At 47.6% G+C, this 13,355-nt stretch carries 15 protein-coding genes and 1 other annotated feature; all 15 genes read right to left on the bottom strand.

Annotated elements, in window-relative coordinates; all coding sequences use genetic code 11:
* Positions 1-21: 21 nt before the first annotated feature.
* Positions 22-3,561 carry a DNA-directed RNA polymerase subunit beta gene (rpoB, locus tag JOD01_RS17490; RefSeq protein WP_204519582.1) on the bottom strand — a complete coding sequence of 1,180 codons (3,540 nt, stop codon included), beginning with the start codon at positions 3,559-3,561 and terminating at the stop codon, positions 22-24.
* A gap of 339 nt (positions 3,562-3,900) precedes the next feature.
* Positions 3,901-4,500, bottom strand: a complete 600-nt coding sequence (locus JOD01_RS17485) for a class I SAM-dependent methyltransferase (RefSeq protein WP_204519581.1) — start codon at positions 4,498-4,500, stop codon at positions 3,901-3,903.
* Positions 4,501-4,593: 93 nt separating this feature from the next.
* Positions 4,594-4,962: a 50S ribosomal protein L7/L12 gene (rplL, locus tag JOD01_RS17480; protein WP_204519580.1), complete on the bottom strand. Its 369-nt coding sequence runs from the start codon at positions 4,960-4,962 to the stop codon at positions 4,594-4,596.
* Positions 4,963-5,051: 89 nt separating this feature from the next.
* Positions 5,052-5,567 carry a 50S ribosomal protein L10 gene (gene rplJ / locus JOD01_RS17475; protein ID WP_204519579.1) on the bottom strand — a complete coding sequence of 172 codons (516 nt, stop codon included), beginning with the start codon at positions 5,565-5,567 and terminating at the stop codon, positions 5,052-5,054.
* A gap of 30 nt (positions 5,568-5,597) precedes the next feature.
* Positions 5,598-5,749 (bottom strand) — a sequence feature (ribosomal protein L10 leader region).
* 48 nt (positions 5,750-5,797) lie between these two features.
* Positions 5,798-6,481 carry a 50S ribosomal protein L1 gene (rplA, locus tag JOD01_RS17470; protein ID WP_204519578.1) on the bottom strand — a complete coding sequence of 228 codons (684 nt, stop codon included), beginning with the start codon at positions 6,479-6,481 and terminating at the stop codon, positions 5,798-5,800.
* 112 nt (positions 6,482-6,593) lie between these two features.
* Positions 6,594-7,019 carry a 50S ribosomal protein L11 gene (gene rplK / locus JOD01_RS17465; protein ID WP_019123553.1) on the bottom strand — a complete coding sequence of 142 codons (426 nt, stop codon included), beginning with the start codon at positions 7,017-7,019 and terminating at the stop codon, positions 6,594-6,596.
* Between the two features lie 190 nt (positions 7,020-7,209).
* The gene (nusG, locus tag JOD01_RS17460) at positions 7,210-7,746 is read right to left on the bottom strand and encodes a transcription termination/antitermination protein NusG (protein WP_204519631.1); all 537 of its coding nucleotides are present in this window, start codon (positions 7,744-7,746) and stop codon (positions 7,210-7,212) included.
* Positions 7,747-7,790: 44 nt separating this feature from the next.
* Positions 7,791-8,012: a preprotein translocase subunit SecE gene (secE, locus tag JOD01_RS17455; protein WP_204519577.1), complete on the bottom strand. Its 222-nt coding sequence runs from the start codon at positions 8,010-8,012 to the stop codon at positions 7,791-7,793.
* Positions 8,013-8,044: 32 nt separating this feature from the next.
* Positions 8,045-8,197, bottom strand: a complete 153-nt coding sequence (gene rpmG / locus JOD01_RS17450; protein ID WP_275581973.1) for a 50S ribosomal protein L33 — start codon at positions 8,195-8,197, stop codon at positions 8,045-8,047.
* Between the two features lie 388 nt (positions 8,198-8,585).
* The gene (sigH, locus tag JOD01_RS17445) at positions 8,586-9,236 is read right to left on the bottom strand and encodes an RNA polymerase sporulation sigma factor SigH (RefSeq protein WP_204519576.1); all 651 of its coding nucleotides are present in this window, start codon (positions 9,234-9,236) and stop codon (positions 8,586-8,588) included.
* Between the two features lie 197 nt (positions 9,237-9,433).
* Positions 9,434-9,958: an NYN domain-containing protein gene (locus JOD01_RS17440; RefSeq protein ID WP_204519575.1), complete on the bottom strand. Its 525-nt coding sequence runs from the start codon at positions 9,956-9,958 to the stop codon at positions 9,434-9,436.
* Between the two features lies 1 nt (position 9,959).
* Positions 9,960-10,715: a 23S rRNA (guanosine(2251)-2'-O)-methyltransferase RlmB gene (gene rlmB, locus JOD01_RS17435; RefSeq protein ID WP_204519574.1), complete on the bottom strand. Its 756-nt coding sequence runs from the start codon at positions 10,713-10,715 to the stop codon at positions 9,960-9,962.
* 4 nt (positions 10,716-10,719) lie between these two features.
* Positions 10,720-11,121, bottom strand: a complete 402-nt coding sequence (locus JOD01_RS17430; protein WP_204519573.1) for a Mini-ribonuclease 3 — start codon at positions 11,119-11,121, stop codon at positions 10,720-10,722.
* Positions 11,122-11,133: 12 nt separating this feature from the next.
* Positions 11,134-12,540, bottom strand: coding sequence for a cysteine--tRNA ligase (gene cysS / locus JOD01_RS17425; protein WP_204519572.1), 1,407 nt, complete (start codon positions 12,538-12,540; stop codon positions 11,134-11,136).
* The gene (gene cysE / locus JOD01_RS17420; RefSeq protein ID WP_204519571.1) at positions 12,521-13,201 is read right to left on the bottom strand and encodes a serine O-acetyltransferase; all 681 of its coding nucleotides are present in this window, start codon (positions 13,199-13,201) and stop codon (positions 12,521-12,523) included. The genes cysS and cysE overlap by 20 nt, the downstream gene beginning before the upstream one ends.
* Between the last annotated feature and the right edge of the window lie 154 nt (positions 13,202-13,355).

Raw genomic sequence — 13,355 nt, 5'->3', positions numbered from 1 at the left:
TACCTCCCTTGTACCGGAATCTTACTCTTCGTCCAAGCTTCCACCTTCAAGCACGAGATTGAGCTTTTCGCCCGCACCCTCGTCCTCGTCTTCAATTTCCCGCATTTCGATCTCTTGTTCATCCTCGGACAGGATTTTCACATCCATCCCCAAGCTTTGCAATTCCTTAATCAAAACTTTGAAGGATTCTGGAACGCCAGGTTCCGGCACGTTCTCCCCTTTGACAATCGCTTCGTACGTTTTCACACGGCCGACGACGTCATCGGATTTAACGGTAAGAATCTCTTGCAATGTATAGGCTGCCCCGTATGCTTCGAGCGCCCATACCTCCATTTCCCCAAAACGCTGTCCGCCAAATTGGGCTTTACCTCCCAATGGCTGTTGCGTGACAAGCGAGTATGGACCAGTGGAACGAGCGTGGATTTTATCGTCGACCAAGTGGGCCAGTTTCAGCATATATACGCAACCAACCGTTACGCGGCGGTCAAACGGTTCACCTGTACGGCCATCGAACAAAATCGTTTTTCCGTCGCGGTCCAAACCGGCCTCTTCCAAAGTCTCGAATACATCGTCTTGACGCGCTCCGTCAAAGACTGGCGTCGCCACGTGAATACCGAGCATTTTTGCCGCCATCCCCAGATGTGTCTCCAATACCTGACCGATGTTCATCCGAGACGGCACACCCAATGGGTTGAGGACGATCTCTACCGGCGAACCGTCAGGCAAGAACGGCATATCTTCTTCTGGCATGATCCGGGCAATTACCCCTTTGTTACCATGTCGACCGGCCATTTTGTCCCCAACGGAAATTTTCCGTTTTTGCGCGATGTAGACGCGCACAAGCTGGTTGACGCCAGGCGGCAACTCATCGCCGTTTTCACGGGTAAACACTTTCACATCTACGACAATACCCGATCCGCCGTGCGGTACGCGCAGCGAAGTGTCGCGCACTTCACGCGCTTTTTCACCAAAGATGGCATGCAGCAAACGTTCCTCGGCTGTCAGCTCGGTAACCCCTTTAGGCGTTACTTTCCCTACCAGGATGTCGCCGTCCTGAATTTCCGCCCCAACGCGAACAATTCCGCGTTCATCCAGGTTTTTCAGCGCATCTTCACCCACGTTTGGAATGTCGCGAGTGATTTCTTCCGGTCCAAGCTTGGTGTCACGCGCTTCTGATTCATATTCTTCAATATGGATCGAAGTGTAAACATCATCTTTCACCAGTTTTTCACTCAACAGGATGGCATCCTCGTAGTTATATCCTTCCCAGGTCATAAACGCTACGATTACATTTCGACCCAGCGCCAGTTCGCCTTTTTCTGTGGAAGGACCGTCGGCAATGATGTCACCCGGTTCAATCCAGTCGCCTTTTTTCACGATTGGACGTTGGTTTACGCAAGTTCCTTGGTTGGAACGAATAAATTTATGCAGTTTGAATCGATCAAGTTCGCCGGCAACCATCTTGCCGTCGATTTCATGGTAGCGGCGCACGCGAATCTCACGAGCAGTCACGTGTTCCACTTGACCATAATGTTTGGCAACAATCGCTACACCAGAGTCCTGTGCTGCTTTATGTTCCATTCCTGTTCCGACAAAAGGAGCCTGCGGAACCAAAAGCGGAACGGCTTGGCGCTGCATGTTGGAACCCATCAACGCGCGGTTCGCGTCGTCGTTTTCCAGGAACGGGATCAGCGCGGTTGCAACCGAAACGACCTGTTTTGGCGAAACGTCCATGAAGTCTACACGATCGCGCGGCACACTGATGATTTCGCCTCTGCGGCGGCAGATAACCATCTCGTTGATAAATCGGCCTTCTTCATCGAGCGGCTGGTTAGCTTGTGCCACATTATAGACGTCCTCTTCATCCGCGGTCAGGTAAACAATGTCGCTTAGCACCCGGCCGGTTTCCGGATCAATTTTGCGCCGCGGCGTTTCGATAAAGCCGTAATCATTGATGCGGGCAAAAGAAGACAGCGAGTTGATCAAACCGATGTTCGGACCCTCCGGGGTTTCAATCGGACACATCCGGCCATAGTGGGAATGGTGAACGTCCCGAACTTCGAAACCAGCACGCTCACGTGTCAAACCGCCTGGTCCCAATGCAGAGAGACGACGTTTGTGCGTCAATTCAGCCAATGGGTTGGTTTGATCCATGAACTGGGACAACTGCGAACTCCCGAAAAACTCCTTGATAGCCGCAATCACCGGACGAATATTGATGAGCGCCTGCGGAGTGATCTGGTTTTGATCCTGGATGGACATCCGCTCGCGAACCACACGCTCCATACGGGAAAGCCCAATGCGGAATTGGTTTTGCAACAACTCACCAACCGAACGGAGACGACGGTTCCCGAGATGGTCAATGTCATCCGTAGAGCCTATGCCGTGCAGCAAATTGATAAAGTAGTTAATTGCCGCAACAATATCGGACGGGGTAATATGCTTGATCGTTTTTTCGACGTTTCCGTTTCCGATCACTTTAATTACTTTTCCGTCTTCAAGCGGAGAGAAGATATTGATGGATTGCAAACGAATCACATCTTCATCGAGCACGCCGCCATTTGTGCGAACATCTACATAGCCGACATTCTCTTCGAGCGCCGGAAGAATTCGATCCAGCAGACGGCGGTCGAGGATTTGACCGGCTTCCGCAATAATTTCGCCAGTTCTTGTATCAACAAGCGTTTCCGCAAGACGTTGATTGAACAAACGGTTCTTGATATGCAGCTTTTTGTTCATTTTGTAGCGACCAACAGAGGCCAGATCATAGCGTTTTGGATCAAAGAAACGAGAAACAAGCAAACTTTTGGCGTTGTCCACCGTTGGCGGTTCACCCGGACGCAAACGCTCGTAAATTTCGATCAGCGCTTTTTCGGTTGAATCGGTGTTGTCTTTTTCCAAAGTGTTTTTGATGTACTCATCTTCACCCAACAGGTTCAAGATTTCTACATCGGAACTGAAACCAAGTGCGCGCAGCAAAACCGTCACCGGAATTTTGCGGGTACGGTCAATACGAACATAAATGACATCCTTTGCGTCGGTTTCCAGTTCCAACCAAGCGCCACGATTCGGTATCACAGTCGCTGTATACGTCTGCTTTCCATTTTTGTCCACTTTGTTGTTGTAATAGACACTCGGGGAACGAACCAGCTGACTTACAATAACGCGTTCAGCACCGTTAATCACAAATGTGCCCGTTTCCGTCATGAGCGGGAAATCGCCCATGAACACTTCTTGTTCTTTCACTTCGCCCGTTTCCTTGTTCAACAAACGAACTTTCACTCTGAGAGGGGCGGCATATGTAACATCGCGCTCCTTCGATTCATCCACATCATACTTGGGTTCACCTAAGCTGTAATCAATGAACTCCAGCACCAGATTCCCCGTAAAATCTTGGATCGGCGAAATATCTTGAAACATCTCGCGCAACCCTTCGTCTAAGAACCATTGGTAGGATTTTTGCTGAATCTCAATCAGATTAGGAAGACCCAGCACTTCGTTAATACGCGAATACGTGCGACGCTGGCGGTGTCGACCGCTCTGAATCAGTTTACCTGCCAACTTATTCACCCCTCATGTTTGTGTTATCAGCTTGAACAGAAATGGCCTTTGCTGAACTCCCACGCAAAAAACGCCAAGTCGAATTGTAACCCTGGCACTGACAGCGTTAATAAAAATAAAAATGGGTTAAAGCAACGACTCCTTTTTTAACCCAAAAAAGCTCTATTTTAAAAGAATTCCCATCTTTTTACACCAGCATTCCTCCTTATGAATAAAAAAGAAGAAAAATTACGGTTGACAAAATAGGAATTACTTCAAAATTAGACACCAATCCCATATTGACATTATCCAATGTTACCATAACCATTTTTTAACGTCAAGCACTGTTCAGAGCAAAACTTATTTTATGGCTCGATAAATAAAGTATCCTTTGCTTCGCTCCACTTCTTCCACTTCACGATAAATCTCCTGCAGTTTTTTCAAAGCAGAAGGGGCTCCCTGTTTCTTTTGGATCACGACCCACATCTCCCCGCCGTCTACCAGAAACTGATAACCTTCTGTAAAAATCCGATGAACAATCTCCTTGCCGGCCCGGATCGGCGGGTTCGTCAGGATTACATCAAACTTCTCCATGTCATCCAGACCGCTGTATAAATCGCTGGTCAGCACCTTTACATTGGCAATGCCGTTGCGCTCGGCGTTTCTTCGGGCCAATGCCACCGCCCGTTCATTTACATCGATCATCGTGACTTTGCCTTGTTCGGCCAATTTCGCCGCTGTCAACCCGATCGGCCCGTATCCGCAACCAACATCCAATACGTTTGCTGCCTTCGGGATCTGCATCGTTTCGATCAACAGGACGCTGCCAAAATCAATGCGATCACGAGAAAACACACCGGCATCGGTAATAAAGCGAAGCGTAAAACCGCGCAGTTGAAAAGAAAATTCCATCTCGTCGTGTGGAATGTTGGGGTTGTTGGTGTAGTAATGATCGGTCAAGTCTTACACACCTTTCGCATCATTGTGGGGAGAATATGCAGAAAACCCCCTGCCTTATCGGCAAGGGGAGTCTTTCTATCAAGAAGAACAACCTTATTTTACTTCTACAGTTGCGCCAGCTTCTTCCAATTTTGCTTTGATGGATTCAGCTTCTTCTTTAGAAACGCCTTCTTTGAGGGTTTTTGGAGCATTGTCAACCAAGTCTTTTGCTTCTTTCAAGCCAAGACCAGTCAGCTCGCGAACAACTTTGATAACGTTGATTTTAGAAGCTCCACCGCTAACGAGGTTTACAGTGAATTCAGTTTGTTCTGCAGCAGCTTCGCCACCAGCAGCACCACCAGCTACTACAGCTACAGGAGCAGCAGCAGTTACACCAAATTCTTCTTCGATCGCTTTAACCAAATCGTTCAATTCAAGAACGGACATGCCTTTAATAGCTTCCAAGATTTGTTCTTTACTCATTTTTTATAGCCTCCCATTCCAGAGAAAATATTTTTTGATCAAATAAATCTTACAAACGTTACGCCGTCAGCCGATGGCCATTCGGGCAATTATGCGCTTTCGCCTTCTTTTTGGTCGGCAACAGCTTTGACTGCAAGCGCAAAGTTGCGAACAGGTGCTTGGAGCACGCTGAGCAGCATGGACAACAAACCTTCGCGGGAAGGCAAGGTAGCAAGAGCTTTGATATCATCAGCGCCTACCACTTTTCCTTCGATAATGCCGCCTTTGATTTCCAGACGATCATTTTTCTTCGCGAAATCTGCCAAAATTTTTGCCGGAGCAATCAGATCATCGTTGGAGAACGCAATTGCGTTTGGTCCCAAGAGATATTGATCGAGTTCAGTCAAGTTTTCTTTTGCAGTGGCAAGACGAGTCAGCGTATTTTTCAAAACGCGGAATTCCACGCCTGCTTCACGAAGTTGTTTGCGAAGTTCAGTAACTTCCGCTACAGTAAGTCCGCGATAATCAGCCACAACAGTGGTTTGGCTTTCACGGAGCTTCGTTGCAATTTCATTAACCGCTTGTACCTTTTCTTCACGAATAACGGTTGGACGAATTTCTGCCATGGTTTTACACCTCCCGTACTTCAATCCTTAGCCGGAAAAGAAAAATGCCCCCGCGGACTCCACGAAGGCATAATGTGATCACAGGAATATATCCTTAACGATTCATTACAGCCTCGGAGGGATATTAAGCAAGCTCTTGCGAGTCTCGCACCTTCTGTCTACGGCATCGCACTATTCTTTTCATCAACACGATCTATCTTAGCAACTTCCCCAAAGGAAGTCAACTGTCATTATTTTACTGCAACGCGCACGCCAGGACCCATAGTGGAGCTGAGCGATACGTTTTTGATGTAAACACCCTTTGCAGCTGCTGGTTTCGCACGATTCAACGCTTCCGTCAATGTAGCAAGGTTTTCTGCCAATTTGTCGGTATCAAAAGATACTTTACCGATTGGCGCATGAATGTTACCTGCTTTATCAACACGATACTCGATTTTACCAGCTTTGATTTCATTTACCGCTTTGGTTACGTCAAAAGTAACGGTTCCGGTTTTCGGGTTTGGCATCAAGCCTTTTGGACCGAGCACACGACCCAGTTTCCCTACTTCACCCATCAAATCAGGAGTAGCTACAACGACGTCAAAGTCGAACCAGCCACCTTGAATTTTGGAGATCAGGTCAGCATCGCCGACGTAGTCAGCACCAGCCGCTTCCGCTTCTTTTGCTTTTTCGCCTTTTGCAAATACAAGCACGCGTTGTACTTTACCAGTACCATGCGGCAATACAACAGCACCGCGGATTTGTTGGTCAGCACGTTTCGGATCTACACCCAAACGGAATGCAGCTTCGACAGTTTCATCGAATTTTGCAGTTGCTGATTTTTTCACCAACTCAATACCTTCGGTTACATCATACAGTTTATTTTTATCGATCAGCTTTACAGCGTCTTGATATTTTTTACCATGTTTTGGCATTATTAAAAATCTCCCTTCATTGTGGTCGTAGCGGTTTTTAATCCTCCCACAAACAGGGGGCACATACTCTGTACCCCCATAAACGTCATCACTATACCAAAAACAATAACAATTAGTCTTCGATCACGATACCCATCGAACGAGCAGTCCCTTCGACCATGCGCATAGCTGCTTCCACAGAAGCTGCATTCAGGTCAGGACGTTTCAATTCGGCGATCTCGCGAACTTTGTCACGTTTCAGCGTAGCTACTTTCGTTTTGTTTGGGACACCAGAACCAGACTCGATACCAGCAGCCTTTTTCAACAATACAGCTGCAGGCGGAGTTTTGGTAATGAATGTGAAGGAACGGTCTTCATAAACGGTAATTTCTACCGGAATAATCATTCCTGCTTCACTTTCTGTACGAGCATTGAACTCCTTACAGAATCCCATAATATTTACACCAGCTTGACCGAGAGCCGGACCTACTGGAGGCGCAGGGTTTGCTTTACCTGCTGGAATTTGTAATTTAATTACGCGGATAACCTTTTTAGCCACGTAAGACACCTCCTTACTTCAACTTGTGGTAATACGGGGGAATACCCCCTCCCACCTTTTCATGGAAAACCTGTCAAAAGGCTTTCTGATCTATCATAGTGAGAGTACGGGAACCCATTTCATAAAATGGATTTAGGACTAAAAACATATTGAAATGTATCATATCGGATGATACTTTTCAAGCTACATCCTAATCCAATTTCAGGACTTGTGTAAAGTCCAGTTCAACGGGCGTTTCACGCCCAAAAATATCCACCAGCACGCGGACTTTTTGTCTGTCTGGGTGTATCTCGATTATCTCTCCTTCACGACCGGAGAACGGACCATCTTTGACCCGAACCAAGTCCCGGAGAGCAAAATCGACTTTGACTTTCGGCAACTCAATCCCCATTTGTTTAAGAATCGCGTCAGCTTCTTCGGGAAGAAGAGCCGTCGGTTTCGAACCAGCTCCCGTGGATCCAACAAAGCCGGTCACCCCAGGAGTATTTCGCACGACATACCAAGAGTCGTCCGTCATAACCATTTCAACAAGAACGTAACCCGGAAATACTTTTTTGGTCACGGTGCGTTTTTTGCCGTCCTTAGTCTCCACCTCTTCTTCGGTTGGAACCAGAACACGGAAGATCTTGTCTTCCATCCCCATCGACTCAACGCGTTTTTCCAGATTCGTTTTTACCTTGTTTTCATACCCTGAGTAAGTATGAACCACATACCACGCTTTTTCCATATCCACCAGGACGTTAATCCGTCCGTCCCTCCTAGGTCTTGAAATTACTTGCCTTTACCCAAAATCAATTCAATCAAGCTCGAGATACCCAAATCAACCACAAAGAAGAATACCGCAAGCAACACCACCGTAACGAGGACGACAACGGTGTAAGTTGTCAGTTCTTTTCGGTTTGGCCAGCGAACTTTCTTTAATTCGGAGATAACGTCGCCAAAAAAACTTCCAGTTCGACGAAAACTAGCTCCGATTCTCGATAAGAAACCCACAACGCCACCTCCCAAACTTCCAGCTTCCAACGTTACTTCGTTTCACGGTGAAGTGTTTGCTTTTTCTCGCGGGAGCAATACTTTTTCAGTTCGATGCGCTCCGGATTGGTACGCTTATTCTTTGTGGAGATATAGTTACGCTCACCGCATTCGGTGCACGCTAACGTAATGTTTACTCGCATCATTGCCACCTCCATCTCATTTCAAACCTGCTAATTTTGCACATACAATAAAAAACCGTCCGAGCCACCGCAGCATAAGCACGAGCCGGCTACGAGAGGGTTCCTTTGCGTTCCAGAAAGTATTCACGCTTTCCTTCACAAAAATAGTACGGGAAAAACCGCTACTTTTTTCCTGACCATTCAAAGAAGTAACCATAGAATATGAGTCTACGGTTACTTAAACAAATTTATCACAATCAGCACCCTATGTCAACAAAACATCTTGACAAATCCGGCGCATATCGTTCCAACAACCGCGAAAAAAATTAGCAAAATTCAACAGGAATTTTGCTAATTTCGTCGAAAGTATTCAGAAAGAGAAACTGGAGAGGCTATTTAGCGACATTTTTCCCTACAAATGAACCTCTCGCCCTTCCAGATAACGCTCCAGTTTTCGCTTTACCCGTTGCAAAGCGTTGTCAATCGATTTGACATGCCGGTTAAGTTCAACCGCGATTTGCTGATAAGACCGCCCATCCAGATACAGCATCAGCACTTGGCGTTCCAGATCACTCAGTATCTCGCTCATCTTTCCTTCAATGTCATCAAACTCTTCCCGATTAATAAACAGTTCCTCGGGATCAGTCACTTTCGTTCCGCAGATAACATCCAGCAAGGTACGATCGGAATCCTCATCATAGATCGGCTTGTCCAACGAAACGTAAGAGTTTAACGGAATATGCTTTTGTCGCGTTGCTGTTTTGATCGCCGTAATAATCTGACGAGTGATACAAAGTTCTGCAAACGCCTTGAAAGACGTCAGTTTGTCTCCCCGAAAATCTCGAATCGATTTGTACAGCCCGATCATACCCTCCTGCACAATATCCTCTCGGTCCGCCCCAATCAGAAAATAAGAACGCGCTTTGGCTCTGACAAAGTTTTTGTATTTGTTAATCAGATATTCCAAAGCTTCCGCATCATTATCCCTTACCAGGTCAACTACCTCTTCATCGGACATCAGATCATATTGGGTATGCTTCAACTCCTTGAGGTCAACGCTCACGAATGATCCCTCCGACAACTGATTTCCAAACAGAAAACGATGGCATTCGTCAAGCTTTTGACCGCAAGGAATGCCCGCTTATCAATATCATCAACAAACTTTCCGGACTTTGCTTTCCGGTTGTTTGGACAAGCTACCATCGCAAGATATGTCGTTATTATACATGATGGCGTAAAAAAGCGTCAACTGACTCTCTATTATTCCCTTCGCCATTTTTCGAATATTTTCGCGATTTCATCATCTAGCGTTATCCGCTTGGAAAAGCGCTCTTCCTGCGTCTTTTTTACCTGTTCGTGAATTTCTTTTCCTGCGCTTTCTATATCTAACAATAGTTCCCGCGCCGATTTGCGCAAGGCGCCTTGTCCAAAGATCACCCGTTGGGAAGTATAATCCGAGGTAGCGACATAAATTTGTCGATTTCTCTCGTAAAACTGGGAAACAAGACGTTCGATTCTTTCATCAGCTGTCTCTTTTTGTTTGGTGAAATAGATGTCGATCTTGTAGTCTTGCAGTTGCCGACCCAAACCAGGCACCGTATAGGCATCAAAGACCACAATCACTTTGATTCCTGAGTAGCTCTGGTAATCTGCCAACTTGGAAATTAACAGATCGCGCGCCTCGTCCATCCGTTCGGCTTCTTTCAAGGCGCGCAATTCAGGCCATGCTCCAATAATGTTGTAACCGTCCACAATCAGAAGTTGCTTCCCTTTTTTCTTGGCCATCTTATTTCACCCGGGCGGGCAGTGGACTCCTGGCGCGGTATACTTCATACATCAACAAGGCGGCAGCAACAGAAGCATTCAGGGATGTAACCTGACCCGCCATAGGCAAGCGATAGAGGAAGTCACAGTTTTCCCGTACCAGGCGGCTGATTCCTTTGCCTTCACTCCCGATCACCAGCGCAAGCGGAATGGTAAAATCGCCTTCGCGAAAATCCAAAGGAGCACCGGCATCCGTACCCGCTATCCAAATTCCCTGCTCTTTTAATTCTTCAATGGCGCGCACGAGATTGGTTACCCGCGCCACAGGGACATATTCAATCGCGCCCGCAGATGCCTTGGCCACCGTCGCTGTCAAACTAACCGATCGACGTTTGGGAATAATCACTCCGTGTGCTCCCACCGCATCTGCTGTCCGCAGAATCGAACCGAGATTGTGGGGATCCTCCAACTCATCCAGGATCAGCAAAAACGGAGCTTCGTTTTTGGAGCGCGCAGCCGCCAAAATGTCATCCAGTTCCACATAGTCGTAGGCAGCCACCGATGCAATGACTCCCTGGTGATGATCCGTTCCGCTCAGTTGATCCAGCTTTTTGCGATTTGCCGAGGTGATGATAACTCCTTGTTCCTTGGCCAGTGAGAGGATCGGTCCCATTTGATTTTTGTTGACTCCCTCCGCTATCCAGATCTTATTGATCGTTCTTCCGGAGCGGAGTGCTTCGATAATCGGATTCTTGCCGACAATCCATTCTTCGCTCATCTCGTTACTCTCCTTCCACCACAGCAAATGCCAGCTGCATAATTTCTGCAATCCGTTCCTCTCGCCCTTGCAAATATAAATATCCGATCAACGCTTCAAATGCCGTCGCATGACGATAATCAATAATATCGGCATTTTTGGCTACGGAGCCTGACTTGGCATTTCGCCCCCGTTTGACCACGCCCACTTCTTCTTCGGTCAGCATGGGAAGAAGAGTCAGCAAAATATTGGCTTGCGCTTTTGCTGATACATATTGATTGGCCGTTTTATGCAATTGATTCGGTTTTACCAATCCTCGCGCAATCAAGTGATACCGGACACAATGGGCGTAGGTGGCATCCCCCAAAAACGCCCAGACCAAAGGATTGGCCAGCTTCGGATCACGCGTCAACTCTTCTTTTTGCATCAAACCATCCCTTTATTTACGGCGCCAGCGAACGCCCTGTGGTGTATCTTCCAGTATAATGCCCCGTTGCTGCAACAAGTCGCGAATCTCGTCAGCGCGCGCAAAATTACGCGTTTTTCGCGCTTCCGTCCGTTCAGCGATCAAGCTTTCCACTTCGCTGTCCAGCAGTTCCTCTGTCTGTTCCAAACGGAGTCCCAGCACTCCGGCAAATTCCTCAAACAGCTTTTGGTAGGCGGCGATTTGCGCAGTCCCTACATTTTGATTCCGCAGGTAAAGGTTGGCTTCCTTGACCAACTCAAACAATACGGTAATTGCATTGGCGGTATTGATGTCATCATCCATCTCCGCAATAAATCGTTCCCGCAGTTGGGCAACGATAGCGGCCTGTTCCGCGGCGAGTCCGTTCGGTTCCTCCTGCCGGGCTGTGGCCATTCGATGCTTCAGATTCTCGTACGAAGTAATGATCCGCTCCAGACCGTTTGCTGCTTGCTCCAGCAGTTCCACGCTAAAATTGATCGGACCGCGGTAGTGGCCGGTCAGCAAGAAGAATCGGATCAACTGTCCGCCGTACTGCTTGACAACGTCACGCAGCAGCAAGAAGTTCCCCAGCGATTTTGACATTTTTTCGTTATCAATGTTGATCATGCCGTTATGCAGCCAATAGCGGGCAAACACTTTGCCGGTCAAGCATTCCGACTGCGCAATCTCGTTTTCGTGGTGCGGGAAGGTCAGATCTGTTCCGCCGGCATGGATATCAATCGTTTCGCCAAGGAATTTCAACGCCATCGCCGAGCATTCAATATGCCAGCCCGGACGCCCTGCACCCCACGGACTTTCCCAAGAGATTTCCCCCGGTTTCGCCGCTTTCCAAAGGGCAAAATCAAGCGGATTTTCCTTCTTCTCGCTAATTTCCACTCGCGCCCCGGCCTGCAAATCTTCGATTGGCTGATGGGAAAGCTTGCCGTATTCGGTAAAACGGGTCGTGCGGAAATAGACGTCTCCTTCGCTCTCATATGCATAGCCCTTCTCGATCAATCCGGCGACAAATTGAATAATTTCCGGTATCGTTTCCATTACATGCGGTTGAATGTCAGGCGGCAGCACATTGATTGAAACAAGATCCTCGTTGTACGCCCGCGTATAGCGTTCAGCCAGTTCCGGAACAGTCGTTCCCTCGGCATTGGCAGCACGAATCAATTTATCATCCACATCTGTTATATTTTGCACAAACGTCACAGAAAAACCGCGGTACAGCAAATACCTGCGGAAAGTATCAAATACTACGGCAGGACGGGCATTTCCAATGTGAATATAGTTGTAAACCGTCGGACCGCAAACGTACATTTTTACTTTGCCAGGTTCAAGCGGAACAAATTCTTCTTTTTGTCTAGTCAATGTATTAAATAACCGTATGCTCATTTTCCTTCTCCTTAAGCGACTTAATTTGCTCACGAAGTTCAGCCAGCTCTTTTTGCTGTTTTTCCAATTCTGCTTGCATCTGTCGGATCATATCGGCAATCGGATCAGGCAGATTCACATGGTCGAGATCATGTTTGACTCGCTTTCCATCCTGTACCACAACCTTCGCCTTCACCCCGACGACGGTCGAGTTTGGCGGCACTTCCTGCAAGACCACTGAACCGGCTCCTATCTTGGAATTATCACCAATTTTAAAGGAACCCAACACTTTTGCGCCCGAGGCAATGATGACATTATTCCCGATCGTCGGGTGGCGCTTGCCTTTTTCTTTTCCGGTTCCCCCCAAGGTTACACCTTGATAAATAGTAACGTCATCGCCGATTTCACACGTTTCCCCAATCACTACGCCTGCCCCATGGTCAATAAACAAGCGGCGGCCAATTTTTGCTCCTGGATGAATTTCTATTCCGGTAAAAAATCTCGTCATTTGCGAAACTATTCGCGCTGCCGTATACCATTTCCACTCAAACAATTTGTGGGCAATGCGATAACCCCAGATTGCATGGAGCCCGGCATAAGTGAGTACCACCTCGAGGACGCTGCGCGCCGCAGGATCGCGGTCAAATACAGCTTGAATGTCCTCCCTCATCCGTTTCCACATGGAGCAACCCCCCGTTTCGTTACAACTTGACTCTTTGTTCAGCCTCCTCGCCGAAGCCTTTGTATGCATACGCTCACTCGTGCTCTCGCATGCTTACATCTTTCCCGCGGCTGAGCAAAGCGAAAAAACCGCCTCAACGCCTTCTTTTCGAAGA

Source organism: Brevibacillus fulvus, assembly GCF_016908525.1.
Taxonomy (GTDB): domain Bacteria; phylum Bacillota; class Bacilli; order Brevibacillales; family Brevibacillaceae; genus Brevibacillus_G; species Brevibacillus_G fulvus.
Note: the sequence above shows the minus strand (reverse complement) of the source record. Positions and strands in the feature narration are given on the sequence as shown.